This is a genomic window from Lentzea indica, assembly GCF_012184385.1.
Taxonomy (GTDB): Bacteria; Actinomycetota; Actinomycetes; order Mycobacteriales; family Pseudonocardiaceae; genus Lentzea; species Lentzea indica.
Window position 1 is genome coordinate 1 of sequence record NZ_VSRL01000119.1, and the last position, 26,597, is coordinate 26,597.

The 26,597-nt window shown below is 68.3% G+C and carries 24 protein-coding genes and 2 pseudogenes; 16 read left to right on the forward strand and 10 right to left on the reverse strand.

Annotation, left to right across the window (positions count from 1 at the left end; translation table 11 throughout):
- The 6 genes and pseudogenes from FXN61_RS28010 to FXN61_RS28035 all read left to right on the forward strand — a co-directional run.
- Positions 1-657: hypothetical protein (locus tag FXN61_RS28010; protein ID WP_223165632.1), on the forward strand; the 657-nt coding region annotated here is incomplete at its 5' end.
- Between the two features lie 106 nt (positions 658-763).
- Complete coding sequence (locus FXN61_RS28015) at positions 764-1,537, forward strand: P-loop NTPase family protein (RefSeq protein ID WP_167977003.1); 774 nt, start codon at positions 764-766, stop codon at positions 1,535-1,537.
- 3 nt (positions 1,538-1,540) lie between these two features.
- A complete protein-coding gene (locus FXN61_RS28020; RefSeq protein WP_167977004.1) occupies positions 1,541-2,872 on the forward strand; it encodes a GTPase domain-containing protein in 1,332 nt (443 codons plus the stop codon).
- Positions 2,873-3,216: 344 nt separating this feature from the next.
- A pseudogene (locus FXN61_RS56535) lies at positions 3,217-4,236 on the forward strand (AbfB domain-containing protein); the annotation flags it as partial.
- A 244-nt stretch (positions 4,237-4,480) separates the two neighbouring features.
- Positions 4,481-5,884 (forward strand): family 43 glycosylhydrolase, encoded by a 1,404-nt coding sequence (locus FXN61_RS28030; protein ID WP_376770751.1) that lies wholly within the window; start codon positions 4,481-4,483, stop codon positions 5,882-5,884.
- A 3-nt stretch (positions 5,885-5,887) separates the two neighbouring features.
- Positions 5,888-7,354 (forward strand): family 43 glycosylhydrolase, encoded by a 1,467-nt coding sequence (locus FXN61_RS28035; RefSeq protein ID WP_167977005.1) that lies wholly within the window; start codon positions 5,888-5,890, stop codon positions 7,352-7,354.
- Positions 7,355-7,422: 68 nt separating this feature from the next.
- Here the strand turns inward: FXN61_RS28035 and FXN61_RS28040 are convergent, their stop codons facing one another.
- Positions 7,423-8,748 carry a family 43 glycosylhydrolase gene (locus FXN61_RS28040; protein WP_167977006.1) on the reverse strand — a complete coding sequence of 442 codons (1,326 nt, stop codon included), beginning with the start codon at positions 8,746-8,748 and terminating at the stop codon, positions 7,423-7,425.
- Between the two features lie 236 nt (positions 8,749-8,984).
- Here FXN61_RS28040 and FXN61_RS28045 point away from each other — a divergent pair, with 236 nt between their 5' ends.
- Together FXN61_RS28045 and FXN61_RS28050 are read left to right on the forward strand one after the other, a co-directional pair.
- A complete protein-coding gene (locus FXN61_RS28045; protein WP_246292104.1) occupies positions 8,985-9,422 on the forward strand; it encodes a nuclear transport factor 2 family protein in 438 nt (145 codons plus the stop codon).
- Positions 9,419-9,988 carry a TetR/AcrR family transcriptional regulator gene (locus tag FXN61_RS28050; protein ID WP_312878042.1) on the forward strand — a complete coding sequence of 190 codons (570 nt, stop codon included), beginning with the start codon at positions 9,419-9,421 and terminating at the stop codon, positions 9,986-9,988. The genes FXN61_RS28045 and FXN61_RS28050 overlap by 4 nt, the downstream gene beginning before the upstream one ends.
- A 116-nt stretch (positions 9,989-10,104) precedes the next feature.
- Here FXN61_RS28050 and FXN61_RS28055 read toward each other — a convergent pair whose 3' ends face one another.
- Positions 10,105-10,539: a DoxX family membrane protein gene (locus FXN61_RS28055; RefSeq protein ID WP_167977007.1), complete on the reverse strand. Its 435-nt coding sequence runs from the start codon at positions 10,537-10,539 to the stop codon at positions 10,105-10,107.
- 508 nt (positions 10,540-11,047) lie between these two features.
- Here FXN61_RS28055 and FXN61_RS28060 point away from each other — a divergent pair.
- Together FXN61_RS28060 and FXN61_RS56540 are read left to right on the forward strand one after the other, a co-directional pair.
- Positions 11,048-12,316: pseudogene (locus FXN61_RS28060) on the forward strand (beta-L-arabinofuranosidase domain-containing protein); the annotation flags it as partial.
- Positions 12,317-12,441: 125 nt separating this feature from the next.
- Positions 12,442-13,359 (forward strand): RICIN domain-containing protein, encoded by a 918-nt coding sequence (locus FXN61_RS56540; RefSeq protein WP_376770750.1) that lies wholly within the window; start codon positions 12,442-12,444, stop codon positions 13,357-13,359.
- Positions 13,360-13,411: 52 nt separating this feature from the next.
- Here the strand turns inward: FXN61_RS56540 and FXN61_RS28065 are convergent, their stop codons facing one another.
- On the reverse strand, positions 13,412-14,074 hold the full coding sequence (locus FXN61_RS28065) for a phosphoribosylformylglycinamidine synthase subunit PurQ (protein WP_167977008.1): 663 nt from the start codon (positions 14,072-14,074) through the stop codon (positions 13,412-13,414).
- Positions 14,071-16,845, reverse strand: a complete 2,775-nt coding sequence (locus tag FXN61_RS28070) for an AIR synthase-related protein (RefSeq protein ID WP_167977009.1) — start codon at positions 16,843-16,845, stop codon at positions 14,071-14,073. The genes FXN61_RS28065 and FXN61_RS28070 overlap by 4 nt, the downstream gene beginning before the upstream one ends.
- A 175-nt stretch (positions 16,846-17,020) precedes the next feature.
- Here FXN61_RS28070 and FXN61_RS55720 point away from each other — a divergent pair, with 175 nt between their 5' ends.
- Positions 17,021-18,265 carry a S8 family serine peptidase gene (locus FXN61_RS55720; RefSeq protein WP_167977010.1) on the forward strand — a complete coding sequence of 415 codons (1,245 nt, stop codon included), beginning with the start codon at positions 17,021-17,023 and terminating at the stop codon, positions 18,263-18,265.
- The gene (locus FXN61_RS28080; RefSeq protein ID WP_167977011.1) at positions 18,190-20,442 is read left to right on the forward strand and encodes a S8 family serine peptidase; all 2,253 of its coding nucleotides are present in this window, start codon (positions 18,190-18,192) and stop codon (positions 20,440-20,442) included. The genes FXN61_RS55720 and FXN61_RS28080 overlap by 76 nt, the downstream gene beginning before the upstream one ends.
- 102 nt (positions 20,443-20,544) lie before the next feature.
- On the opposite strand, the gene FXN61_RS28085 is transcribed toward FXN61_RS28080, so the two are convergent.
- A complete protein-coding gene (locus FXN61_RS28085) occupies positions 20,545-21,138 on the reverse strand; it encodes a GNAT family N-acetyltransferase (RefSeq protein WP_246292105.1) in 594 nt (197 codons plus the stop codon).
- A 342-nt stretch (positions 21,139-21,480) separates the two neighbouring features.
- Between FXN61_RS28085 and FXN61_RS28090 the strand changes: the two genes are divergently transcribed.
- Complete coding sequence (locus FXN61_RS28090; protein ID WP_167977012.1) at positions 21,481-21,777, forward strand: hypothetical protein; 297 nt, start codon at positions 21,481-21,483, stop codon at positions 21,775-21,777.
- 93 nt (positions 21,778-21,870) lie between these two features.
- Positions 21,871-22,275, forward strand: coding sequence for an HPF/RaiA family ribosome-associated protein (locus tag FXN61_RS28095; protein WP_167977013.1), 405 nt, complete (start codon positions 21,871-21,873; stop codon positions 22,273-22,275).
- Between the two features lie 35 nt (positions 22,276-22,310).
- Here FXN61_RS28095 and FXN61_RS28100 read toward each other — a convergent pair whose 3' ends face one another.
- From FXN61_RS28100 to FXN61_RS28120, 5 genes are all read right to left on the reverse strand, one after another.
- Positions 22,311-23,021: a hypothetical protein gene (locus FXN61_RS28100; protein ID WP_167977014.1), complete on the reverse strand. Its 711-nt coding sequence runs from the start codon at positions 23,019-23,021 to the stop codon at positions 22,311-22,313.
- A 46-nt stretch (positions 23,022-23,067) separates the two neighbouring features.
- The gene (locus FXN61_RS28105; RefSeq protein WP_167977015.1) at positions 23,068-23,733 is read right to left on the reverse strand and encodes a hypothetical protein; all 666 of its coding nucleotides are present in this window, start codon (positions 23,731-23,733) and stop codon (positions 23,068-23,070) included.
- 4 nt (positions 23,734-23,737) lie between these two features.
- On the reverse strand, positions 23,738-24,889 hold the full coding sequence (locus FXN61_RS28110; protein ID WP_167977016.1) for a hypothetical protein: 1,152 nt from the start codon (positions 24,887-24,889) through the stop codon (positions 23,738-23,740).
- Positions 24,890-24,962: 73 nt separating this feature from the next.
- On the reverse strand, positions 24,963-25,367 hold the full coding sequence (locus tag FXN61_RS28115; protein WP_167977017.1) for a DUF5313 family protein: 405 nt from the start codon (positions 25,365-25,367) through the stop codon (positions 24,963-24,965).
- 18 nt (positions 25,368-25,385) lie between these two features.
- On the reverse strand, positions 25,386-25,769 hold the full coding sequence (locus FXN61_RS28120) for a response regulator (protein WP_312878043.1): 384 nt from the start codon (positions 25,767-25,769) through the stop codon (positions 25,386-25,388).
- Between the two features lie 154 nt (positions 25,770-25,923).
- On the opposite strand from FXN61_RS28120, the gene FXN61_RS28125 reads away from it, so the two are divergent.
- Both FXN61_RS28125 and FXN61_RS28130 read left to right on the forward strand, forming a co-directional pair.
- Complete coding sequence (locus tag FXN61_RS28125) at positions 25,924-26,070, forward strand: hypothetical protein (protein ID WP_167977018.1); 147 nt, start codon at positions 25,924-25,926, stop codon at positions 26,068-26,070.
- 86 nt (positions 26,071-26,156) lie between these two features.
- The coding region (locus FXN61_RS28130) for an NADH-quinone oxidoreductase subunit B family protein (protein ID WP_312878044.1) at positions 26,157-26,597 on the forward strand (441 nt) is incomplete at its 3' end.

Genomic DNA, 26,597 nt, shown 5'->3' on the forward strand with positions numbered 1-26,597 from the left:
CACGGAGGGCGCACTTTCGTGCCGGTGACCGTGTCCGGGCCGATCGCCGCGATCGGGCGGGCCGCTGTCCTGGACCTCTCGTCCGAGCACGTGGCCGGCTTGCAGGTGGTCCGGCTCGGGCCGCAGGTCCAGCTCTCGTGGCACTGGCCGCCCTGGAGCCACGACGTGCTGGTCGTCTGGCGCCACGGCACCCCGCCCGCCGGGCCTGACGATCCGGCGGCCAGTCGGATGCGCGTCACGAGAACGGCCTACCTGACCAGGGGCGTGCGGGTGAGCGCCGCCGAGCCGGGACCGCACTGGTTCGGCGTCTGCGTCATCGGCGACGACCACTTGGGTCCACTTGCGACGGTCGAGTCACCGTGCCCGGTCCAGATCCGATACCGGGTGCACGGGCAACCTCGGTCGCGTACCCGTGCGGTGGTGGTCGAATGCGACGCGGACCTGCCCGATGTCGTCGTCCTCGGGCAGTCGGCCCGCCGGCCGCTGACCCCCGACGACGGCGTCGTTCTGGCGACGCTGTCCGGCGGGCAGCGCGTCGGCCAGGCCGAGTTCACCGTGCCTGCCGCTCTGCGCCGTCCGGTGCACCTGCGGGCCTTCGCACTGGACGACTCGATGTGGGTGTGCCATCCCGACCCCCGTGACCTCGTCGTGCGCTGATCGGGGGGACGCAACCGTGATCTGCCCGTACTGCCGCGAACGCTGCTCCAGTGACCAGCTGATGATGAGCTGCGGACCGCATTGCCCGACTGGCACGACGTTCCCCGTGAAGGCCCTGCGCCGCGGCCGGTGTGCGCACGGCCGCCTTCCGCGGGCCCGTCGCGTCTGCCCGGCCTGCGCACGAGCGGTTCCCCGCGAGTACGCCGAGGCGTCCAGCCGGGCGATTCTCGTTGTGGGGACGGATCAGGCGGGCAAGAGCACGTGGCTCGCGGAGATCGTCCGCCAGTTGTCCACCGGCGAGATCGCCCACACGGTTCCCGGTCTGTCGGTGCACCTCCTCGGCGATAGCTCCCGCGCCCGCTACGCGAACCTGGACGCACCGACGACAGAGCCGTTGCTGATCAGCATCCGGCGGCCGGGCGCCAAGCCGGTGGTGCTCGCGCTGTACGAACTGCCGGAGGACTGCCCGCCCGATCTTTTCGGCATGGCGGCGGGAGTGGTGCGGCTGGTCGACCCGACCCGCCTTCCCGGCGTTCGCCGGCTGTTCGGCCTGGAACCGTTACACCCCACCTCCCCGTGGGCACATCGCGTCCCGGTAGCCGTGACGGTGAGCAAGCTGGACCTGGTGTGGGACATGTTCGACAACGGCTCCCCGCTGCGGCGGCCCAGCCCGCACGGCCGCGACTACGTGGAGTCGGACGGCCTCGACGTGCACCACGAGGTCGAGGCGTGGCTGACCCGCTGGGGTGGTGTCGACCTGCCCTCCGGGCACCGTTGCTTCGCGTTGTCGGCACTGGCAGGGGGCTATCGGGTGGCGGACCCGTTGCTGTGGCTGCTCACGCGGTTCGGCGCGCTCGGCGTGGCGAGAGGCAGGAGCTGAGCCGTGGGCACGCTCGCCGCTGTCGTGGGGTTCGCCGTCCTCACGCCGATGGTCCTCGTGCTGTTCGCCGTGGTTTCTGTGACGAGCACGGCGATCGGCATCGGGGCCGCTGTGCGCGGCCTGACCCGCACGACGCGGGTGGCGCACCGGGTTCCTGTGCCCGGCAAGGATCCCGCGCACAGGATCTACCTGTCCGGCCCGGTTCTTCGCGACGTGTCGCGGTGCGCCCGCGCCGCTGTGCGGGCGGCCCACAGCAGGCTCCTGGCGTTGCCCGATCAAGAGGGCCCCGAGTCCCTGTTCGCCCGGCTGTGGCGACGGCAGTCGATCAGGAACCACGACGGGCCGCTGATTCTTCCGCCCGCGAGTGTGGCGGGCGGATACGCACTGGGATTCGCGACGGTGGTGCTGCTGATCGCGATGGCGACAGCCGTGCACGCGCTGCTGGCCGGCCTGGTCGTCCTCGGTGTGCGCACGACGGCGTGCGTGCTGCGGCGGTTCGAGATCACCGCCCAGGCCCTCCGCGGCATCACGACCGACTGCGCCACGTGCCAGCAGCGCCTGGTCCGCCCGGCGTTCGCCTGCGAGTGCGGGCAGATCCACCACAACCTCGTCCCCGGCGACCAAGGCGTGTTCCGGCGAACCTGCCTGTGCGGCCGGCGGTTGCCCACGCTGCTGATCAACGGCAAACGCACCCTGCACGCCTGCTGCGGCCTGTGCCGCTCTCCGTTGCCTGCCTCGGCGCAGTCGGTGCCCGCCGTACACCTCCCGGTGGTGGGTGGCACGGCCGCGGGCAAGTCGGCCTTCACGCGCGCCGCTCTCACCCGCCTGAACCACGCGTACACCGCCTCGTCGTTGCACAGCATTCTCTTGGGAGACAAGCATCTCCGACGGCTCGTGCACCTCTACGACGCCCCTGGTGAGGTCGTCGAACGCACCGAACACCTCGAGGTCGCTGCCTTCCTCGGGCTGGCCGGCGGCATGGTCCTGGTCGTCGACCCCCATGCCCGCATCGATCAGAAGACCGTCCTCGACAGACTGGTCGAAACCCTTGCCGAGACGCGCGGAACCGCGATTCCGCTCGCCGTCGTCATCTCCAAAGCCGACGCGCTGCCGCCCGCGTGCCACCCGTACGCCGGCGTCGCCCCCGATCCCTCCGCGCGCTCGATGGCCGCCCGGCAGTGGCTGCTCGATCACGGCCGCATCGACCTGCTGAACTCTGCGGACAACCACTTCACGCAGGTCCGCTACTTCGTGGTCTCCTCGCAGGGCGCCGACGTTCCGGGCGACGATCCTGCGTCACCCGTCCTCTGGCTGCTCGGTCTTCCGCCGAAATGAGACACACAGCGCCCCCACATATGTGAACGCTAACTGCGCCTTCGACGGCGTATTCGACAAAGCTTGTCAGGCGGGAAAACGTTGGGTTAACGTGCGCCGCAAGCGTTCCCGGTCAGCCACCTGCCCCGCTGAGGACAGGAGCGTTCGGTCGGCTCGCGGCACGACTTGTTAGCGATAACACCCATCGGTTGCCAACGGAGGCATCCATGCGTTCGTCCCTGCCGCGCACCGCACGCTCCGCCCGGAGGTACGTGCTGATCGCTGTCACGGCCGCACTCGCTGCAGCCGCAAGCGTCATCGTCGCGCCGTCGGCTTCGGCCGTCGGCCCCGTGCCGCACTACCTGATGACCGCGTTCACCAACCACAGCGAGTCGAACATGTACGTCTACGACTCGGCGAACGCGACCAGCTTCACGCAGGTCAGAGCCAACGCCTATACGCCGCCGACGGGTCTGATCCGCGATCCCAGCGTCATCCGGCACACCGACGGTTACTACTACATCGTCTACACGACGAACTGGACAGGCGACACGATCGGTTTCGCCCGCAGCGCGGACTACGTGACGTGGACGTTTCTGCGCAACGTCCGGGTCGGCCTCAACGGCGCCACGGGCAGCACGTGGGCGCCGGAGTGGTTCAAGGACTCCGACGGCAGCGTGCACGTGATCTTCTCCGCGTCCACGACGGGGACGGCGGGACAGTTCCGCCCGTACCGGATCACCGCGACGAACCAGGACCTGTCAGCGTGGACCAGCCCGGTCGCGCTGGGCATCCCTGCCAACTTCATCGACAGCTTCGTGGTCAAAGTCGGTGGCACGTACCACAACTTCCTCAAGAACGAGACCACGAAGTACATCGAGCACGCCACGGCCACGTCGCTGAACGGACCCTGGACGTTCGCCGGCACGGGCAACTGGGCGGGCTGGGGCTCCGGGCTCGAAGGCCCCGCGGTCGTGCGGCTGCCCGACGGCCGGTGGCGGATCTACTTCGACCAGTACGGTCAGAAGCGCTACTTCTACGCCGACAGCGCGAACCTGAACTCGTTCGGCGCCAAGGTCGAACTGCCCGGCCTGTCCGGCACCGCGCGGCATTTCACGGTGCTGCGGGAGGACGTCGGCGACAGCACGGCGGTGGCGACGGGCAACCGGTCGCTGCGCTCGGCCAACTTCCCCGACCGCTACGTCCGGCATCGCGACAACCTGGCCTACGTCGATCCGGTGAGCTCGTCCAGCGGCACCTCGGTTCGCCAGGACGCGACGTTCACCATCGTGCCCGGCCTCGCGAACGCCGGCTGCTACTCGTTCCGGTCGGTGAACTTCCCTGACCGCTACCTGCGGCACTACGCCTTCCGCGTCCGGCTGGACACCGGTACGGGCGATCCGGCTTCGCCCGCGACGCCACGTTCTGCGGTCGCGCCGGTCTGGCGGGCGGCGGCAGCACGTCGTTCGAGTCCTACGCCCAGCCCGGCCGGTATCTGCGCCACTACGGTTTCGAGGTGCGCGTCGACTGGCGCACGTCCGACGCGGCGTTCGCCGGTGACGCGTCGTTCACCGTCTCCACACCGTTGGCCTGAAAGGAAAGACGTTGAAGACTCGTCTGGCCGTGCTGGTGCTGGCCGTCATCGCCTGTGTCGCAGGTCTGCCCGTCCCGCACGCTTCCGCCTCGCCTGCGGTGCGGTACACGAACCCGATCGCGGAGCGGCGTGCCGACCCGCACATCGTCAAGCACAGCGACGGTTTCTACTACTTCACCGCGACCGTTCCGGAGTACGACCGGATCGTCCTGCGCCGCGCGACGACGATCCAAGGCCTGGCCTCTGCTCAGGAAACCGTGATCTGGCGCAAGCACTCCAGCGGTGAGATGGCCGCCCACATCTGGGCGCCGGAGATCCACTTCATCAACGGCAAGTGGTACGTCTACTTCGCCGCGGGGCGCAGTGACGACATCTGGCGCATCCGGATGTACGTGCTGGAGAGCTCGAGTGCCAACCCGTTGACCGGGCCGTGGACCGAACGCGGGCGCATCACGACGCCGTGGGACACCTTCTCGCTGGACGCGTCCACGTTCGTGAACAACGGCGTGCGGTACCTGACCTGGGCGCAGCAGGAACCGGGCATCTCCACGAACTCCAACCTGTACATCGCCCGCATGGGCGCGAACCCGTGGACGATCACCGGCACGGTGACCCGGCTGACGGTACCGACACTGGCTTGGGAGACACGCGGGTTCAAGGTGGCGGAAGGGCCGGCGGTCCTGCAGCGCAACGGAAAGATCTTCCTGACCTACTCCGCCAGCGCCACCGACGCGAACTACTGCCTCGGCATGCTGACCGCGTCGGCGTCGGCGGACCTGCTCAACGCGGCGTCGTGGACCAAGAGCTCCAGCCCCGTGTTCACCACCAACGCCGCCACCGGCCAGTACGGGCCCGGCCACAACTCGTTCACGGTGTCCGAGGACGGCCAAAGCGACATCATGGTCTACCACGACCGCAACTACCGCGACATCAACGGCGATCCGCTCAACGACCCGAACCGCCGTACGCGCGTGCAGAAGGTCTACTACAAGGCCGACGGCACACCGGACTTCGGCATTCCGGTACCTGACGGTGCAACCCCGGTCCGGCTCAAGTCGTACAACTCCGACCGCTTCGTGCGGCACTGGGAGTACCGCGCGAAGCTCGAAGCCAACGTGAGCCCGTTGGCCGACTCGCAGTTCAAGGTGGTGACGGGTCTAGCCGGCTCCGGCACGGTGTCGTTCGAGTCGACCAACTTCCCCGGCTACTACCTGCGGCACCGCAACAACGAACTGTGGGTCGAGCGCACCGACGGCAGCACCCTGTTCCGCAACGACGCCAGCTTCTCGCAACGCGCGGGGCTCGCGTCGAGCTCCGCGGTGTCGTTCGAATCGTTGAACTTCCCCGGCCGCTACGTCCGGCACAGCAACGGACTGCTTTACCTGCAGGCGGTGACCGACGCGCAGGGACGCGCGGACGCGACATTCGTATTGGAGTAGTCGATGACAGCGACGATCCGCAGGCGCACCACCACCTTGCTCACCACCGCCGTGGTGCTCGGCGCCACTGCGGTGGCGTCACCGCACACCGCAGTGGCGGCCACAGTGGACACAAGCGCCTCCTACGTTCTGGTCAACCGCAACAGCGGCAAGGCGTTGGACGTGTACAACCTGGCCACGAACGACGGCGCGCCGATCGTGCAGTGGTCGCGCAACGACGGCGCCTGGCAGCAGTGGCAGTTCGTGGACTCCGGGGGCGGCTACTACCGCCTGAAGTCCCGGCACAGCGGCAAGGTCCTGGACTTCCCGTCCACAGCGGACAGGACAGGGCTCGTGCAGACGACCGACGCCGGCCGCACCGGCCAGCAGTTCCGCCTGGCCGACTCCGACGGCGGCCACGTGCGCCTGATCAACCGCGCCAGCGCCAAGGCCGTCGACGTCCTGGACTTCTCGACCGCCGACGGCGCCCAGGTCATCCAGTGGCCGGACACCGAGGGTCGCAACCAGCAATGGCAACTCGTCCGGGTGGGCTCGGGCACGTTCACCAACCCGATCAAACGCAACGGTCCTGACCCGTGGCTCCAGTTCTACAACGGTTACTACTACCTGGCCACGACGACGTGGAACTCCACGATCACCATGCGCCGCTCGCGCACGCTGGCGGGCCTGTCGACTGCGGCCGACCAGGTCGTCTTCACTCTCGCTGGTCGCCCCAACGGGTGCTGCAACATGTGGGCGCCGGAATTCCACCTGCTGGGCGGCCGCTGGTACCTGTACTACGTGGCCGGGCAGAACGTGCCGGACTACAACCCCACCCAGCGCCTGCACGTGCTGGAAAGCGCGGGCACCGACCCGATGGGCCCGTACACGTTCAAGGCCGACCTGGGCACCACCTGGGAACTGGACCCGAGCATCCTGCAGCACAACGGCAAGCTCTACCTGATGGGCAGCGCGATCGACGGAACCCAGAGCCTGACCATCACCCCGCTGTCCAACCCGTACACGATCAGCGGCGCGCGGCGCACCATCTCCCAGCCCACGCTGGCGTGGGAACGGCAGACCGCGCCGGTCAACGAGGGCGCGGAACCGTTGTACCGCAACGGCCGCACCATGATCGTCTACTCGGCCAGTGCGTGCTGGGGCCCTGACTACAAGCTCGGGCTGCTCACCCTCACCGGGTCCGATCCTCTCAACCGGTCGCACTGGACGAAGTCGCCCAACCCGGTGTTCCAGCGCAACGACGGCAACGGCGTGTTCGCTCCCGGCCACAACGGGTTCTTCAAGTCGCCCGATGGCACCGAGGACTGGATCGTCTACCACGCCAACGACAGCGCGTCGGGCGGCTGCGACATGAACCGCTCCACCCGCGCGCAGAAGTTCTCCTGGAACGCCGACGGCACGCCGAACTTCGGCACCCCGGTCCGGCTCGGCACCCAGCTCACCGCGCCATCGGGCGAGCCGACCGGCTGACCCGCGGTGGCGCGTCGGCAGTCAGCGACAGGGCGGTGTTCGAACCGCCGCCCTGTCGTTCAGTCCACTCAGGACCCGACGGCGGCCTGCCTCCATCGCTGGTTGGCGCCGCCGGTGCACGACCACTGGATGAGCTTCGCCCCGCCGGCCTCACTGGCGTTCGCGACGTCCAGGCACTTGCCGCTCGCCCGGTTCACGAGGGACACGGTCGTGCTGTCCGTCTGACGCACCGTCCACTGCTGGTTCGTGCCCCCGTGGCACTGCCACTGAAGCACGTTCGCGCCGTCAGTGAGCGCGCCACCGGACACGTCCAGGCAGGACCCGCTCGCCCGGTTGATCACCTCGGCGTACCCGCCGGCCCTGGTGCGGATCTGCCACTGCTGCGACTGCGCGTCCGACGGCGGCGCCTGCTGGACCGCGCTTCCGGAGGTGTCCAGCCGCAGACCGCTGTGCTCGGCGGTGAACGTGCCGAACGGCCCCACCCCGCCCGCGGTCTGCACGACCTGGCGGATCGTGCCGTCGGCGTTGTAGTAGAGCCGATCCATGACGACCGAACGCTTGTACTCCCCGCCTCCGGGACGGGCGTTCTTGTGGTAGACGACGTACCACTCGCCCTTGTACTGGACGATCGAGTGGTGGTTGGTGCTGACGTTGACGTAGTCCAGCACCACACCGCGGTAGGTGAACGGCCCCATCGGTGACGACGCGGTGGCGTAGTGGATCTGGCCGGGCCAGCCGGTCGAGTAGGAGAAGTAGTACGTGTCACCGACCTTGTGCAGGTAGGGCGCCTCGCCGTACTGCGTCGCGCCGTTCACGGTGATGTCGGTGATGGGACCGGACGTGGACGTCATGTCCGCGCCGAGCCGGACTACCTTCGGCTTGCGGGTCCCGAAGTACAGGTAGGACTGTCCGTCGCCGTCGGTGAAGACCATCGGGTCGATGGGCTCGTCGCCGACGTTGGTGTCCCTGGCCTTGTCCACCAACGGGTTTCCCCGTGCGTCGGTGAACGGTCCGGTCGGCGACGCCGAGGTCGCCACGCCGATCTTGGTCCGGTCCACGGGCAGGTACAGGTAGTAGCGCCCGTTGCGCTCCGCCGCCTCGGGCGCCCAGGCGTACTGGCTCGCCCAGCTGAAGCCGCTGACGCTGAACACGTCGCCGTGGTCGGACCAGTCCGCCAGGTTGGCCGACGAGTAGGACCTCCAGCTTCGCGAGTCCCAGTACGTGCCACTGTTGGTCTCGTCGTCGGTGAGATAGAGGTACATCCGGCCGTTGAACACGTGCGCGGAGGGGTCGGCGACGAACCGGTCCGCGATCACCGGGTTCGCGGCGCCCGCCTGCTGAACCCCGGTCAGCGCCGATGCGACGACCAGGCCTGTGACAACGAGGGCCCGCATCAGCCTCCCGCGCTTCACGCGTCCTCGCCCGCCCGCGAAGCTCCTTGCCCGCGCATCCACACCCAAGACGTCGATGATGACCACCTGTTCCCGAAACCGGCGTTGGTGTTAGCGCTAACATCTATACCGGCACGAGGCCTTACACACCACCGTCCAATAGGATGTTCTGCTTTGTTCACGTTCCTCATCCAGGTAGAGCCGCTTGACATCTTCTTACTTACTTGTAAGTTAGCTGCATGGAGATCATGGCTGAGGTGGCTGCCACCGACATCGACGCGGTCGAAGCGTTCTGCGGCCGGTGGGAGAAGGCCTGGAACGAGCGCGACGCCGACGCGGTGGCCGCACTGTGCGCGGAGGACCTCGTCTACGACGAACCGGCGCTGGGCGCGACGGTGTACGGCCGGGACTCCCTCCGCGACTTCGTCGCTCAAATGGCCCGCACCTTTCCGGATTACTCGTTCACGCGCGTCGGTTTCTACGCCGAAGTGAGCCGGCGCGCGCTGGTGGTGGCGTGGCATTTCACCGGCACCTCCGCCGGCACCGACCGGCGCGTGGAGTTCCACGGTGACGACCGGCTGGAACTGGGCGAGGACGGACTGGTCCACGCCTACCGATGCCTGTACGACAACAAGTTCGTGGAGCGCCAGGTCCGCGGCCAGGCAGTCAGGAGGTGAGCGAGGGCGCGCCTGTCCGCATGCCTGCCGCGGCGCGCAGGGCGGAGATCCTCGTGGCGGCCGGCGTCGAGTTCGCCAGGAACGGCCTGGCGGGCGGTCGCCTGGACGCCATCGCTGAACGGGCCGGCATCTCGCACCCGCGTGTCGTGCAGATGTTCGGCTCCAAGAAGAAGTTGTTCCTCGAGGTCGTCGACAACGCCTTCGACAGGATCGAGGCCGCGTTCGAGCGGGCGGAACCGACGTTGGTCGCCCTGGGTGACGCCTACATGAAGCTCCTGCGACGTGAGCGCACCGTCGGCCTCGTCATGCTGCAGGGCTTTGCGGCGGCGGCCGACGAGGACGTGCAACAGGCGGTACGACGACGTCATCTGGATCTCATGAAGTCGATCGCCCGGTTGACGGGTGCAGACGGCTTGCAGGTGCGCACGTTCTTCGCCACGGGCCTGATCCAGACGGTCTCCACCGCTCTCGAGCTGTCCGAGCGTCGCGCCGACACGGCCTGGAGCGCCTGGATTCTCCAGCTCGTCGACCCGTCACCTGAGAAGCACATCAGCGACGAGAGCTGACCGCACCGCCCCTGTCACGTTCGGGGGCGGTGCGCCCCGGCCACGACCCGAGTGACCGGTTCTACTCCTTGGTCGTGGCGCCGCCCCAGCAGCACCACGACCACGAGTTCGGACATCTACGACCCGGACAAGGACGGCGACCGCATCGCGTTCGAGTAGGTGGGCCGCAGCATCGGCACGAACGCGTGCCGGTAGACCCAGGCCAGGTAGATCTCGACCACCGCGAGCACCACGGCGATCACCGCGCCGCTGGGCTCCAGCAGCACGTGGAACCCGAAGATCCCGACCACCAGCGGCGCCAGCATCGCCAGCGCGAGCGGCGCGAACCTGTTGACCAGCAACATGATCCCTGCCACCAGCTCGACGACCTTGGTGACGGGCATGATGAACCCGCTTTCGCCGAGCGCGGTGGCGAACGCCACCGCCTCTGGCGACATGCCGTCGGTGGACTGCGATCCGATTCCGAACAGCCCCGTGAACCCGGAGAACACGAACAGGGCACCGAACAGCACCCGCACGACAACGTTGATGTACTTGAAGATCCTCGTCATGCGGACAAGCATCGAACCTCCAGTTTGCTGGAGGTAAAGCCCGTTCGCTCAGCGCTGAACGACCACGCCCAGCACCCCGAACCTGCTATCACGCGATCATGTGAACGTTAACAACGGCAGGCGTCACACCGGAGCACCGCGCGCCCGGTTCTCGCGATCTTCCGTGCATCCGAACAATCCTTAACATCGCATCACAAACGTTAGCGCTCACATTTAGCGTTGACCGCGCGGCGGAGTCGTGGCTAGATTCCGTCGCAGGGCCGCGACTGTGCGGAACCCTGCCCCGGACGGTCCGGGCACTCGTGCCCCCGGACCGCCCGTCAACGACGACGTCGGGGGTGTCGATGCGGTCAGCCCGGTTCCGCGCGCCGATGGCGCAGGTCGATCCGGTGGTGCGGCCGCGGGTTTCCCGGTGCTCGGGACGAAGACGCGTCCCCCGTGCGTCTTTCACCGAATCCGCAACACCTGGCTGAACCGCACCACTTCGCCGAGCAACTGGAGAATCCCCATGTCCTCATCGTTGAGTCGACGCAGGCTCTTCCAAGCCGCGGGTGTGGCCGCCTTCGCGACCACGGCGCCGTCGCTGGCGGCAGGTTCGGCGCAGGCGGCCACGGTGCCCCCTGTCCGCGGCGACGCCGGCGTGTCGGCCTACGCGTTCGACCTGTCCGAGGTCCGGTTGACGGCGGGACGGTGGCTGGACAACCAGAACCGGGCGCTGTCCTACCTGCGGTTCATCGACGTCGACCGGTTGCTCTACAACTTCCGCGCCAACCACCGCCTGTCCACGAACGGCGCCGCGGCGCTGGGTGGCTGGGAAGCCCCGGACTTCCCGTTCCGCACGCACAGCCAGGGGCACTTCCTCACGGCCTGGGCGCAGGCGTGGGCGGTCCTGGGCGACACGACGTGCCGCGACAGGGCGAACTACATGGTGGCCGAGCTGGCCAAGTGCCAGGCGAACAACTCGGCGGCCGGGTTCAACACCGGCTACCTGTCGGGTTTCCCCGAGTCGGACTTCGACGCGATGGAGGCCGGTTCGCCCAAGTCCGTGTCGTACTACTCCCTCCACAAGACCCTCGCCGGGCTGTTGGACGTGTGGCGCTACATCGGCAACACCCAGGCGCGGGACGTGCTGCTGCGCTTCGCCGGGTGGGTGGACTGGCGCACGGCCCGGCTGTCCTACAGCAAGATGCAGAGCGTTCTCGGCACCGAGTTCGGCGGCATGAACGCGGTGCTCGCCGACCTGTACCAGCAGACGGGCGACTCCCGCTGGCTGACGACGGCCCAGCGGTTCGACCACGCCGCGGTGTTCGATCCGCTGGCCTCCAACCAGGATCGCCTCAACGGCCTGCACGCCAACACCCAGGTGCCGAAGTGGATCGGCGCGGCTCGCGAGTACAAGGCGACCGGGACCACCCGTTACCGCGACATCGCCGTCAACGCCTGGAACATCACCGTCGGCGCGCACACCTACGTCATCGGCGGCAACAGCCAGGCCGAGCACTTCCGCGCGCCCAACGCCATCGCCGCCTACCTCAACACCGACACGGCCGAGGCGTGCAACACCTACAACATGCTCAGGCTGACCCGTGAACTGTGGCTGACCGATCCCGACCGGGCGTCCTACTTCGACTACTACGAGCGCGCCCTGCTCAACCATCTGATCGGCCAGCAGAACCCGGCGGATCCCCACGGCCACAGCTGCTACTTCACCGGCCTCAACCCCGGCCACCGGCGGGGCAACACCGGCCCTGCGTGGGGCGGCGGCAACTGGAGCACGGACTACGGCACGTTCTGGTGCTGCCAGGGCACCTCGCAGGAGACCAACACCAAGCTCGCCGACTCCATCTACTTCCACAGCGGCACCACGCTCACGGTGAACCTGTACACGCCGTCGGTGCTGACGTGGTCGTCCCGCAACATGACGGTCACCCAGAGCACGAGCTACCCGGCGAGCGACACCACGACGCTGACCGTCACCGGCAACGCGGGCGGTCGTGGACGATGCGGTTCCGCATCCCTGCCTGGACCACGGGCGCGACCATCAGCGTCAACGGCGTCGCGCAGAACGTGACCACCACTCCCGGCACCTACGCGTCCCTCACGCGGTCCTGGACGTCCGGCGACGTGGTGACGCTGCGGCTGCCGATGCGCGTGATCGTCCAAGCCGCCAACGACAACGCCAACGTCGTCGCGCTGACCTACGGCCCGGCCGTGCTGGCGGGCAACTACGGCAACACCAGCCTGTCGGCGTTGCCCTCGCTGGACGTCAACTCCGTCACCCGCACCAGCACGTCGTCGCTGGCGTTCACCGCGAGGGCGAACGGGACACAGGTGAACCTCGGGCCGTTCCACGACGCGCACGGCTTCAACTACACCGTCTACTGGAGCGCCGGTGGCGGCACGACGAGCTACCGGTTGGTCAACGCCGGCAGCGGGATGGTGCTCGGCATCCTGAACATGTCCACCGCGGACGGCGGCCTGGCCCTGCAGTGGCGCGACACCGGAACCGCCGACCACAACTGGCAGATGATCACCGACGGGTCCGACGTGCGGCTGCGCAACGTCCACAGCGGCAAGGTGCTGGGCGTGGAGAACATGTCCACCGCCGACAACGCCCGCGTCCTGCAGTGGTCGGACAACGGCACCGCCGACCACAAGTGGACCCTGATCCCCAACGGCGACGGCACCCACAAGATCCGCAACGTCCACAGCGGCAAGCTGCTCGGCATCCTCAACGGCTCCACCAGCCAGGGTGCGCAGGTCGTGCAGGACTCCGACAACGGCAGCGCGGACAACCGCTGGCGCTTGGTCGCCAACTGACGACGTGGTGCGTGCCCCTGGGAATCACCGGGGGCACGCACCACTCCGGGTGTCAGCGAACCGCGCGCACGCCGTTCTCGAAGAACGCGAGCCGAACCTCGCGGTCCACTGCCCTTTCCGGGTGGTCCATGAGCCCGAACGACAGTCCGTCCAGACTGGTGATGCCCGCGACATCACCGAACGAACCGTCCGGGTTGGACTCCTTCTCGTAGCGCAGTGCGACGCGGAACTCCGTGCTCTCGGGATGGAAACGGCCCTCGCCGTGCGCACACGGGAAGACGAGGGTCTGACCGCCCAGGCCGGTGAGCCACGGGCTGTCGTTGTCCTCGTCGACGACGTGGCGCTGGTTCTCCTCGTTGCGGAACGTGCCGGAGCTGTTCACCTTCAGCGCCACCTTGCCGAAGCAGCCGCCGCGCACCGCGATCTGGAAGCCGTTGCAGATGCCGATCAGCGGGCGCGTGCGGCACGCCTCGAACTGGTCGGCCAGGTGGCTGCGCAGCAACGCTCCCGCCACGGCACCCGCGCCGAGGTGGTCGCCGAACGAGAACCCGCCGGGGATGCAGAGGATGTCGGCGTCGTCGAGCCGCTCGTTGCCCGCCAGCAGGTCGGCCGCGAACCTCAGCCTCGGGGTCGCACCTACCGCGGCGAACGCCGCGACGGTCTCCTCCTGGCAGTTCGTGCCGGGCAGGTACAGGACGTTGACGGTCGGCTTCATGCGATCCTCGCCGTGAACGAGTTGAGCCAGCCGTCGCGCGCGGCCGGGGTGAACAGATCAGTGCCGTCGAGCAGGATTCCGGAAGCGGGCGAGAGTACGCCGAGCACGACCGGGTTGAGCTCGGCAGGCAGGCGGCCGACGTCGTCAGGGGCCACCTCGACAACCGCGCCGACGCGGTGCTCGGCGAAGAGCGACTCGGTGGTCGCGGACTCCAGCCGCACACCGGTTCCGCTGGCCAGCACGCCCTGGGCGAGCGTGGCCGCGACGCCACCGGCGCCGATGCGGGCGCCGCTGCGCAGCAGGTTCCTGCTGCCGGCCAGCGCGGTCAGGTATGTGTCCACATCGGACAGTGAAAGGTCGTCCAGTGCACCGGTAGGCAAGCCAAGCTTGCGAGCGGCGACGGTGCCGACCGGCGACGAGGTGGACAGTCCGATGTGGACCAGTACGTTGCCGGGCGCGGTCCACTGCTCGCGCAGCAGGTTGTCGCGGTGCGGCACCTTGCCCAGCGCGGTCAGGAACACCGCGGGCGGCACGCTGACCAGGCCCTCGTCGGTGTGCACCGAGCCGGCCGAGGAGTCCTTGCCCGAGATCAGCGGCACACCGAAGTGGCGGACGAGCGTGCTCAGCTCGTCGACCATGCCGACCAGCCACTCACGCCAGTTCTCGGACAGGTGCGGGGTGTAGAAGTTGTCGCACATGCAGATGTCCCGCACCGCGACACCCGCGAGCACCTGGCCCGCGAGCAGCGAGCAGAACATCTGGCGCGTCGCGGCGACCGGGTCGGCGTCGAACATCCACGGGTTGAACGCGGTGTTCAGCACGGCGGCGGCAGGCGAACCCGGAACCGGGGTGCCCGCCCAGTAACCCGTGCGGACCGCCTGTTCGGTGCCGTAGTGCGGGCCGTACCAGGTGTTGCCCTGGACGGTGGAGTCGTACTGCGAGTCCGCGTAGTGCTGGGAGGCGACCTCCGCGTCGGAGACGACCTGTTCCAGCAGCCCGGCGAGCTCAGCGGGTGCCAGCGCGGGCCACTCCGGCATGCCGGACGGACGCGGCGGCGGGCCCACCTCCTGCCGTTCGACCTCGATGTCCAGCAGCTCGTACGGCACGTCGAAGCCGGTCTCGCCCTGGTGCGCGGGCACCTGGTCCGGCGCGGAGGCGATCAGGGCTTCCTCGGTCAGGTCCGGGGCGTGGAACACGTGGTAGCGGCCGGAGTCCGCGAACCGGCCGATGACCGTCGAGCGCACCATGTGCCGGTCGAGGATCTTCTTCGCGCGCTCCTGGTGCTCCGGCGGCACGGCGAGCAGCATGCGTTCCTGCGACTCCGACAGCAGGATCCGCCACATCGGCAGCGCCGCGGTCTTCAACGGGACGAGCGCGGTGTTGATCCAGACACCGCACGCCTCGCCGATCTCACCGACAGCGCTGTTCAGACCCGCGCCGCCGACGTCGGTCAGCGCGCTCATGCAGCCCTCTTCGCGCAGCTCGATCAGCGCCTTGCGGAACTTGACCTGCTCCAGCGGCGCGCCGATCTGCACAGAAGCCGTGTCCATCGTGGCGCCCGCCGAGCTGGCGGACGCGCCGTGGATGCCCTCGTTGCCGGTCAGGCCGCCGATCAGCACGACGAAGTCACCCGGCCGCGGGGTGCCGCGCTGCGCCGCCGACACCGGCAGCAGGCCGATGCTTCCGCCGAGGGCGAAGGGCTTGGCGCGGTACGCGGGGTGGAACGTCATGCGCGACGACATCATCGGCACGCCGAACGTGTTGCCGTACTCCTTGATCGCCCGGATCGTCTCGCCGGCGAGCCTGCGCGCGTCCGGCCTGCCCTTGATCGGCGCCGGCGACTCGGGCTCGCCGATCGCCGTGTACTCGAAGCTGCCGATCGGGTCGGCGCTCAGCCCGGTGCCGAGGATGTCGCGCAGCACGCCGCCGAGCTTGGTCAGCTGGCCGAAGTAGCCGGAGATGGCCGACGGGCCGTTGTGCGTCTCGGCCTTGATCGCGAGCGCGTGACCGTCGTAGAAGTCCCAGACGCCCGCGTTGTCGTGGAACATGCTCAGCACGTTCGGGTTCGCGACGTCCTTGGCGGCGTCGACCAGCCTGCCGAGCAGGCCGCCCAGCGACTTCCACGTGGTGTGCGCGCAGTGGTCGCTCCAGCGGGCGTCGAGCGCCTCCAGCAGGACCTCGGTGACGAACTCGTCGCCGAGCGTCTCCTGGACGTGCCGGACGTGCCGCATCTGGGCGAGCGAGAGGTTGCGGCCACCGGCCGTGCCCAGCTCGGCGAGGGCGGCGTCGTCGAGTCCGCGCAGGTCGTAGTGCACAGTCGGCTCGTGGTGCCCCTGCGGCACGAGCGTGTCGTACTGCGGTTCCTCGTCGTGCAGCTCTTCGATCGTCGCGTTGAACCGCGTGGTGACGACCAGGTCGCGCAGCCGCGGCGACGCCGACCGGTAGCTGGTGGCGACCTTGCCCGCGCGCGCCTTGACGCCGAGCAGACCGCACACGGTGACGATCGAGTCGCTCTCGTTGTCGACCACGCCGCGCTTGTAGGCGACCTGCACGACGCCCGGTTCCAGTGGCTGGTCCACCGTGACCTCGACGTCGAGCTGGTCACCGAGCACCGCGGCCACCTCGGTCACCGCGGCGGGATCCGGCGCGCCCTCGAACTCGACGTAGTAGTCGCGCCACACCTCGAGGTCGTCGAGCTCCCACGATCGGCCGAGCTCACGGATGTCGGGCTCCGCGGTGCCGGCGGAGCGAACCGAGAACTTGTGGATCAACAATCCTCCTGGAGCTGGACCGGGGCGTCGGAAGAGATTGTCCTCAATGGCGGCCGGGCTCGTGGAAGTACCCCGCCAAACGGGTGATCCGTGATCACGTGCAACCCGAGGAGCGCCTTCCCAGTCTTGTGCAAGTGAGCGGCTGACGCCGTCTCATCCACTGTGGGGAGGACACGTGCGAAGAGCACGCTGTTTCATGATCGCCGTGCTCGCCGCGGGGCTGCTCAGCCCGGCGGCGATCGCGCAGGCGGAGCCGGGATCTGCCGGGCCTGGGGCGGCACCGGGCACCGTCATCACGCTGATCAGCGGTGACGAGGTCGTCGTGAACGAGAAGGGCGAACTGGTCAGGGTCGAGGGCCGCCCAGGCATGTCGTTCGCCCAGTACGTCCAGAACGGCCACCAGTACGTGGTGCCCGCGGACGCGGTCGGTGCGGTCGCGCAGAACCGCATCGACAAGCGGTTCTTCGACGTCACGACGTTGCATTCGTACGGCTACACCGACGACAAGACCGACCGGATTCCGTTGCTGAACAGTGGTTTCCGTGCGGCGGGCGTCGTGAGGAAGACGGAAGCGGCTCAGCTGTGGGCCCAGCGCCGGGCGAACACGCTGAGCGCGGAGAAGCTGTGGCTCGACGGCAAGGCACACGTCTCGCTGGACCAGAGCGTGCCGATGGTGGGCGCTCCCGCCGCGTGGGAGGCGGGGTTCGACGGCGCCGGCGTCACGGTCGCGGTCCTCGACACCGGCTACGACCAGCAGCATCCCGAGCTCAAGGACGTCGTGACGGCCGCTGAGGACTTCACGGGGCTGGGCATCCAGGACAACGCCGGCCACGGCACCCACGTCGCGTCCATCATCGCTGGACGCGGCGAGAAGTACCGGGGCGTGGCCAGGAGCGCGAAGCTCGCGGTCGGCCGGGTGTGCGAGATCCGCGATTGCACCGAGAGCGCGATCATCGCGGGCATGGAGTGGGCCACCCGCGAGGTCGGGGCCAAGGTCGTCAACATGAGCCTCGGCGCGTACGAGAGCGACGGCACGGACCCGCTGTCGCTCAAGGTCAACCAGCTGACCGCCGAGACGGGCGCGCTGTTCGTGATCTCGGCGGGCAACTTCGGCGGCTGGCAGAAGGTCAGCAGCCCGGCGGCGGCCGACGCGGCGCTCGCGGTGGCGAACCTGACCAAGTCCGGCGAGGTCCACGAGTCGTCGTCACGCGGCCCGCGCGCCGGTGACCTGGCGATGAAGCCGGACATCGCGGCACCGGGCGAGGAGATCGTGGCGGCACGGGCGGCGGGCACGCTCCCGGACGCGCCGTCGACGACCTGCACGCGCGGCTGTCCGGCACGTCCATGGCCGCCCCGCACGTGGCGGGTGCGGCGGCGATCGTGCTGCAACGCGACCCGTCCATCACCGCGGCCGAACTGAAGGCACGGCTGATGACGACGGTGAAGACACTCGCGTTCTCGCCCGACGACGGCGGCACCGGGTTGCTGAACGTCGCTCGCGCGGTGACGCAGCAGGTGCGGGCGGACGCGGGCAGCCTGTCGTTCGGGCTCGTGACCTGGCCGCACACCGAGCCGGTCACGAAGAAGGTCACCTACACCAACACCGGTGACCAGCCGGTTTCCCTGGCCCTGCACCACGATCTCGGCGCCCGGTTCACCGTCGCGCCCTCGCTCGTCGTGCCCGCACGCGGATCGGCCTCCGTCGACGTCGTGCTCGATCCGGGCAAGGGCCTGGGCGCGTTCGCCGGACGTCTGCGGGCCACCGCCGCCGGAGTCGAGCTGACCACCTCCGTCGGCGGAACCGTGGAGCCGGAACGCCACGGGCTGTCGTTGCGGGTCACCGGCCGCGACGGCAACCCCGTCGGCAACGGCTGGGTGGTGCTGATCGACATGGCCACCAAGAACTCGTCCGTGCTCGAACTCGGCAAGGACGGCTCACTCACCGCACGGCTGCCGATCGGGGACTACACCGTGCTGGCGCGGTTCGCGGAGGGCGCGGAGAGCCGCACGTGGTACGCGCCGGCGTCGGTGACCGACGTGTCGGGCCGGTTCTCGGCGACGTCGGACGTCTCGGTGCACCTCGACCTGCGGCAGGCGAAGCCGATCACGTTCGAGCTGGACGACGACCGCGTGACGCCGCTGTACCGGGTGACCACCATGAAGGTGCCGGTGAACCCGGGCTTCCGCGACTCGATCTGGTCGCGCATCGACGGACGGGTGCCGGTGTACGGCATGTCGTTCGGCGAGCCGCTGCCGGACCTCGTCTACGACACGGTTCTCGTCGCCGCCCAGCCGAAGATCGCGGTCGTCGGCGGGTTCCCGGTGTCCTACGACGGCGACAGCCCCTACCTGCCGCAGGGCGACCACACCTTCGACGTCGTGGAACGCGGCGGTGACGTGCGCGGAAAGATGGTGCTGGTGCGCCCGCACGACGAGTTCTCGTTCTTCGTCGCCAGAGAACTCAAGCAGGCCGGCGCCGTCGCGGTGCTGTGGGCGGGTCCGCCCGAGGTCGCGTGGGGCGATCGGATCGAACTGCCCGTCATCACGATGGGCAAGCACCTCGCACCGCAAACGCCGACGAGGCTGACATTCCGCGCCGTGACGACCTCTCCGGTGTCGTACACCCTGCACCAGGGCGAGAAAGGCGCGCTGCCGGCCGGAAAGACCTACCACGTCAAGCGTTCCACGCTCGCCGAGGTGAAGTCGCGCTATCACACGGCCGGCGAGGACAGCACGGTGACGACGCGGAACTACCCGGTCGCCGGCGGCGTGGTGAACCCCGATCTCTTCATCGACGAACCGCTGGGATCACCCGCCGCCCGCGTCGAGTACTTCTCGCCGGGCGGTTGGTACAACGAGGGTTCCGTCGGCCGCTTCGCCGACGGCGACGACCTGTCGTCGCACTCGTGGGCGAACCTGCGCGTGGAGAAGTTCGAGCCGGGCCGCAAATACGAGCACTCGACCCTGCGCGGGATCGCCGCGCCCAGGCTCGGACAGGCCGAGGCGCCGTGGCCGAAGGGCGGCGGTGTGTCCCGCCAGTACCCCCACCTGAACGCGCACATCTCGCCGTTCGGCACCTCCAGGTCCGTGGAGGGCCGGGTGCTGAACAGCAGCCTCACCATGGAACTCAAGCGCGACGGCGTTTCACTGGGAACGGATTTCCTCTACAACAGCAGGTTCTACGCACCCGCGAGGGACGGCCGCTTCACGCTGGACCTGCACGCGACGCGCAACTTCGTGGCGCTGTCGACCGACGTGCGCACGACGTGGGAGTTCTCATCACCGGCCGACGGCAAGCTGCCCCTGCTGGAGATCGACTACGCGCTGCCACTCGACCTCCGCAACAGCTGGAAAGCAGGCATCCCGATGCCCGCGAAGTTCACCGCGGCACGGCAAGCGGGTGCAGGCAGGGCAGTCGTGCGCGAACTTCGCGCCTACGCGTCGTTCGACGACGGGGCCACCTGGACACCTGTCACCGGCATGGTTCCTGCTGGGGGCAAAGCGGGCGGGTTCGTGTCGTTGCGCGTGACCGCCCGCGACAGCGACGGAAACACCGTCGACCAAACGGTTCTGCGCGCGTATCGCCTGAAGGCCTAGTCGCGCGGGCTCGACGGTTGTTGTTGCCTGCCCGGTTCCACGCGAGCGATGAGGACGAGTGTCTCGAGTGGACCGGGCAGGTCCGCGCCCCCGGTGGGGTCGTCAGTCGCCGTCTAGGTTCGGTGGCTGAAGCGCCGTGGGTGCCGCCTGGTCGAGGTCGGCCAGGCGGAGACGGAACACCTGCAGTTCGACGCCGAAGTACTTCGTGGTCTCGCCGACCCAGTGCATGCCGTTCTTCCGGACCGTGGCTGCGGCGCGTGTGTTGCCGGGTCGTACGACGGCGAAGATTTCCTGGACGTCCTGGCTGAACGCCCACGTGGCGAGTGCGTGAGTGCTTTCGGTGGCATAGCCGTTGCCCCAGGCATCGGGGCGCAGTTGCCAGCCGATCTCGAAGTCCTCGTTGCCGGGAGGAAGCGGGAGCAGGATGGCGCCGCCGATCACCTGGTCGTCAGCGGTGCGCTGGATCGCCCATCGTCCGGCCGGAGCCGGCAGCCGGGCACCTTCGGCGATCCACTGCTGCAACAACAACCGCATGGCCGCCAGATCCAGCACCTGATCCATGTCGGGGCTCAGCCATCGAGTCACCTCGGCGTGCCCGTAGATCTCCAGTGCGGCCTGCGCGTCGTCGACCAGCCACGGCCGCAACAGCAGCCGCTCGGTGGTCAGCACCTCGGTCGTCCGCATCGGTGTGCTCATGTCGTTGCTCCGTTCCTGGTCGCATACACGACCGGTCCGGAGGGACATTGCGGCCCACCAGCAAGCCGAATCGAGATACTGCGATCTGCTGAATTGTGCTATTGACCACCATGTTACGCGCTCACGATATTTCCTGCCCAGCATTTGCCAGATCGACAGAAGGTGCCCCCACCTGCGGTGATCGGTTGATGAAAAATCTGGCTGCACATTTGGTCGATCACAGCGGAATAGGTGTAGAGTTGATTTTGCCGGGAACACCTCGTACGTGGGCGGTCAAGCTCATGTCGTACTCGGCGAAAAACTGAACCGGCTGTTTTTCCGGCCGGGGACGGGAGTCCCGGCATGATGTCGGCATCCCACCTTCCCATCGCCCCACCGGCCAGCCCGGCTGCCAAGCGGCCTCGGCACGCGTTGCTCACCGAACTGGGCGATGCCCTCTGGCTGAGCTACTACCACCTCATCGGCCTCGGGCGCCGGGCTCGGCTCGACGGGTTCGTCTCGCGCCCCGTGCACACCATCGACCTGGCCACGCTGGACGGGCATCGCATCACGCTGCCCGCGCCGCGGGAGCACGCCGAGATGCGCAGGCTGAGCTTGCACGGTCACATCCCGGACCAGGCGCGCCGGCCACTCGGCTAAACCGTCCACAGTGGAGCGTCCACAGTGGAGCGTCCCGCTTCCGTTGATCCACCAGGCCCACTTCGTGGTCCGCACAAAGGAGCAAGTGAGCAGATGAGCGAACTGCCAGAGGACACCGCGGTGATCACCAAGCGGCTGCACCTCGCCACCGGCTTCCTCGCGAACGAACGCGACTGGGTCGCGGAACGTCTGGCCGCACTCGGCTCGCGACTGCGGTCGTTCCGCGACGAGCAGGTCGACCTCGAGATCAGCGTGAAGGACCGTCGCGGCGTCGAGCAACGAGTCACTCTGGAGTGCTGGATCAACCGCACTCCCCGCCTGCACCTCGTCGCCACCTCGTCCGAGAAGGATCTGCCTGCCGCACTCAACGAGGTCCGCAACGAGCTGATCCGTCAGGTCGACGTGGCCAAGACGCGGACCGAACCGCGCCACAACCGCGCGCTGAGGTCCGTCCCCGCACTGCCTGAGCTCGATCAGCCCCAGCATTCCCCGGACTGAAGACGATCCCGTGCACGGCGCACCCGGCGTCGTGGTCAGCGCCGGAACGGCCTGCGAGGATCACGTGACGACATGTCGTCGAAGGGCGTGAACCACGCGGGCGCGGTGTAGTCGCCCATCCGCAAGTACCGGTTCTGCTCGTCGTCCGGGTCCTCGATGCCGTCCCGGCTGGGATCGAACAGCTCGAGAATGTCGCTGTCCTGGAACAGGACCTCCCTCAGCAGGTCCCAGTCGAGATCGTCGCTGTGCTCCGGGAGGGCACTGAAGTCGTTCTCCAGGCCTGACCAGCCGTCGGCGACCGCGTCGCTCGCGTAGCTCAGCATGAGGTGCAACGCCATCTCCTCCGCGGCACAACACGGTTGCGGTACCCGCCCCGCCACCAGATCCTCAGCCAGGTCGTCGAACGACCGGGCCGCCTGACGACGCCAGATCGCGTTCTGCCTCCACGTGATTCGCGGGAACTCGTCGAACACCGACCACTGCACGGACGTCGTCACCGGGTCATCGCCGTACTCGATCACATCGTCATACGCGTGATCGGCGAGCAGCCCCGCCATGCTCCACAACACGGCCGCCGTACGCGGGGTCACCTGAAAGCCGGCGCACCACCCACACGACGACCGTCCACACGCACACACCTCGAACAACACCGCGAAGTCAGGCAATGCCGGTCGTGGACGACCGGTCGCCTCGATCTCCGCGGTGACCTTGAACCTGCGCCCGGCGACAGCGTCGTCATCGACCATGCCACGCAGCCTAGAACCGGCGGTCGCGCAGCACACCACCACAGCGCTACTGCGCCTTCGGTTTCGCATCCGGTTCCTTGTTGTTGCGACTGAGCACGGTCACGAGACTGAACCGCGGTCCCACGTAGGACATGTCGTTGGAGTCCAGATCCGGTTCGATGAAGTGCTTGCGCACGAAGTCGTCCATGAGGTCTTCCGCGGTCTTGCGGTCTCCCGGCTTGCCGTTCTCCCGGCGCTGCTTGGTGAACGCCTCGATCGCGGACACCCTCAGGGAGATGCGGCGCCGGTCGAACTCGCGGCGGCGGTGGTTGTGCGACTCGACCGAGGCGTAGACGAACAAGGCGAGCATCGGTGCGAGGGCGATTGCGGCGGTGACGTTGCCCAATGCGGCCACTGTGGACAGCAGCACCGCGATGAGGGGCATCGACATGAGCACCAGCACCGCGCTCGTGCGCCAGCGGTTGGCGACCCTGAAGTGATGATCGGCGTCTTGGGCGTAGCGGCCGAACAGCTCGGTGCCGCGCAGGATCGTGGTGATCCGCTCGGCTTCCTCCCTGGCTTCGCGGATCGCCTTGACGTCCTGGGCTGCCGTCGTGTTCAGGTTCTGACCGGCCTGCCGGTACTCGAACTCGAGCGCGTCGAGCTGGCTGCTCAGCTTGCCCACGCGCCTCTCGATGGTGGTGAGCAGGCGGGAATCCTCTTCTGCGGTCACGGATTCAGCGTCCTTCCGGTCGTTCACTGACGAAGGCATGGCCGGCGACGATGAACGTCGCGAGGATGACGCCCGCGGTGGCCAGGGCGAGACCCCAGCCGACACCCGTGGTCGGCGGTGCGGCCATGAACAGGTCTATCGCGATGATCCCCGAGATCAAGGTGGTCACGGCGAGGGTGGACTGCTCGAACCTCAGCAGCGGACGAGGAGTCCGGCTGATCTTGTCCCTGCTGGAGTCCGCGTACAACCAGATCACCGGCTGGCGGACGATGATCGTGGACACCAGAGCCCACCCCGCGTAGATGGCCATGGTGGTCATCCACACGTACGCCCCGTTCACGCCGGTGACGCTCTTCCCGTCGATCGGACGCAGCAGCGTGAGGACGCCGTTCGCGGCCAACGCCACCACAGTGGTCGCGATCGTCAGCAGGAACGCCTTGGCGTAGCGCAGCACGAGACCGCGCAGGAAACGCAGATGCCTGGCGATCGAGGCCTCCATCTTCGCGGACTCCTCGGCCAGGGTGCGCGTGTGGGAACCCGTCTGGCGCAACACGTACTGGCGCAGTTCCTCGGCGACGAACCCGTCGTGCTCGCCGATCGAGACGCCGGCCAGGTCGCCGATCGACTGCGCCTCCTTGAGGATCTTCTTCTTGAGCTTGGGCGGACTCGGCACCAGGAGGTTCCGCACGTAGTTGTCGCCGCGCGCACGCTCCAGCTGGGAGAAGTCCCGCAGCGAGGACTCCGACACGAGGATCCCGGAGAGCACGAACCGCGGGTAGATCACGCCGTTCTTCTCCTCGTGGAACGTGCGTGCGGTGAAGTAGAAGAGGACGAGGTCGCGGATGAGCAGGTACATCGCGGCCAGCGGAAGTCCGACGGAGGCGAGGACCGGCGCCAGCGCGAGCCACCGCTGCGCCGACCCCGGCGCGGGCAGACCGGGCGACTCGTAGAACAGGATCAGCGCCAGCAGACCCGAGAACGTGCCGCCCACCAGGAGCGGCAACAAGGTCAGGAGTCCCGCGCCACTGAGGAACGCGCCGGCGACACGGTGCAGGGTCGACAACCTGGTCTCGCCGCGCTGCAGATACGCGCGGTACTCCTGAAGATCGGATTCCTCGATCGGAAGAGCGGTCACGGTCCGCTGATCGAGGTCCACGTACGCAGCGTTACCAGGAGCCAGGGGCATCACCTGGGTGGCGTAACAATGCGTAGCGGAACACGGCGCTGGGTCAGTCGGGTGGCGTGGTGCCGCGGTACAGCCGCTCGTACGCCGCCATGGCGCGAGCGTCCGCCTCCGCGTGTCTGGCCCGGCGGGTCTGCTCGCCGAGGCCGCGCTGATAACCCTGTTTGACCAGCCGGTGCTCGGTCGTGTGCCACATGTAGGTCATCGAGTAGAGGTAGCCGACGGACATGCCCAGGAGGATCGAGAGGATTCTGATGTCGAGCGGTCCTGGCAGCAGAAGCAACAGCAGGATCGGCGACATCTGGACGAACCCGCGCACGAAGTGCCGTACCGCCCACAGGCGGCAGGTGACGTCGTGCAGGACCCAGGGATTGCATCGTTGCGGCAGTCGCCCACCGACCGCGTACCAAAGCCATTGGAACGGATTGGGCCTGGTCCCACGCAACGTCATCGGGTGTGACTCCTGTGGTCAACGCGGATCCGCTGCTCTGCGGATCGCCGCGACGATCTTGCGGTTCGGCACGCCCTTGATCACGTACTCGACCACGCCGAGCTCTCTGAGCTCGGACTCGGACGGGGCGTCGATGAGGCCGCACAACGCCACGAGCTTGACCTCGGACGCTCTCTGATGGATCCGGCGCAACGCGTGCAGTCCGTCTCCCGACAGGTGGACGTCCACGACGGCGACAGCGGGCACGTGGTGCTCTGCCAGCCGGATCGCGTCATCCGCTGTTCCCGCGACCGCGACCACCTCGATATCGGCGGTGTTCTCGAGAACGTCTCGCAGCGCGTCGCGGAAGAACGGCGACGCGTCGGCGACGAGAACCCTCAGGCGCTCCGGAGTGCCGGTCACGGCACGGTCCTGGTGGACAGCCGATGGTCGCGCGTCCCCGCCGTCATGCCCGACTCCCGCTCAAAGCTGTGCGCCTTTTCAGACTTGCTAAGGTTAGCAAGTGCTGAAGCGTGCGACCAGCTCGTGAGCTTCGCGCGGGATGGAGGGTTCGCGGGTGAACAGGCCGCTGTACCAACTCGAGGCGGAGTTCTTCAGGGCCGGACTGCCGGCCGTGACGCGACGGATCCTCCTGGGCGTGCTCTCCGGACAGGCCGAGCTGCTCAAAGGCGCCGCCGGTCCGCCAGGGCCGCACAGCGGTTGAGCCGCGGTCACCCCGTGTCCGTCCCCCGAGGCGGGGCGACCGCACCCTCCCTTCTCTGATGCCGACTCCATCGCGGGAGCTGAAGCGTGCTGAGTTTGTGGCGCAAGATCCTCAGAACAGGACGAGTGGCTGAACCGGCGCCACCGCTGCCCACCGCCGACCGACCGGCTCAGGCGGCGGCGCTGAGCGGGTCGGTGCAGATCCGGCACGTCGACGCCGGCTCGTGCAACGGGTGTGAGGTCGAGATCGGTTCTGCGTTCGGCCCTGTCTACGACGGTGAGCGGTACGGGGCGCGGCTGGTGGCATCGCCGCGGCACGCCGACGTGCTGCTGGTCACCGGGGTCGTGACCAGGAACATGGCCGAGCCGCTGCGACGGACGTTCGACGCGGTCCCGGCCCCGAAGCTGGTGGTGGCGGTCGGTGACTGTGCGCGGAACTGCGGTGTGTTCGCGGGCGCGTACGGGGTGGCCGGAGCGGTGCGGGACGTGGTGCCGGTCGACGTGGAGATCGCCGGGTGCCCGCCGCGG

What these genes read in the sequence shown, in the direction of transcription:
- FXN61_RS28035 (WP_167977005.1), top strand. Translation starts at nt 5,888, where the DNA reads ATGACAGCGACGATCCGCAGGCGCACCACCACCTTGCTCACCACCGCC.
- FXN61_RS28040 (WP_167977006.1), bottom strand. Translation starts at nt 8,748, where the DNA reads ATGCGGGCCCTCGTTGTCACAGGCCTGGTCGTCGCATCGGCGCTGACC.
- FXN61_RS28045 (WP_246292104.1), top strand. Translation starts at nt 8,985, where the DNA reads ATGGAGATCATGGCTGAGGTGGCTGCCACCGACATCGACGCGGTCGAA.
- FXN61_RS28055 (WP_167977007.1), bottom strand. Translation starts at nt 10,539, where the DNA reads ATGACGAGGATCTTCAAGTACATCAACGTTGTCGTGCGGGTGCTGTTC.
- FXN61_RS28065 (WP_167977008.1), bottom strand. Translation starts at nt 14,074, where the DNA reads ATGAAGCCGACCGTCAACGTCCTGTACCTGCCCGGCACGAACTGCCAG.
- FXN61_RS28080 (WP_167977011.1), top strand. Translation starts at nt 18,190, where the DNA reads ATGGCCGCCCCGCACGTGGCGGGTGCGGCGGCGATCGTGCTGCAACGC.
- FXN61_RS28085 (WP_246292105.1), bottom strand. Translation starts at nt 21,138, where the DNA reads ATGAGCACACCGATGCGGACGACCGAGGTGCTGACCACCGAGCGGCTG.
- FXN61_RS28090 (WP_167977012.1), top strand. Translation starts at nt 21,481, where the DNA reads ATGATGTCGGCATCCCACCTTCCCATCGCCCCACCGGCCAGCCCGGCT.
- FXN61_RS28095 (WP_167977013.1), top strand. Translation starts at nt 21,871, where the DNA reads ATGAGCGAACTGCCAGAGGACACCGCGGTGATCACCAAGCGGCTGCAC.
- FXN61_RS28100 (WP_167977014.1), bottom strand. Translation starts at nt 23,021, where the DNA reads ATGGTCGATGACGACGCTGTCGCCGGGCGCAGGTTCAAGGTCACCGCG.
- FXN61_RS28115 (WP_167977017.1), bottom strand. Translation starts at nt 25,367, where the DNA reads ATGACGTTGCGTGGGACCAGGCCCAATCCGTTCCAATGGCTTTGGTAC.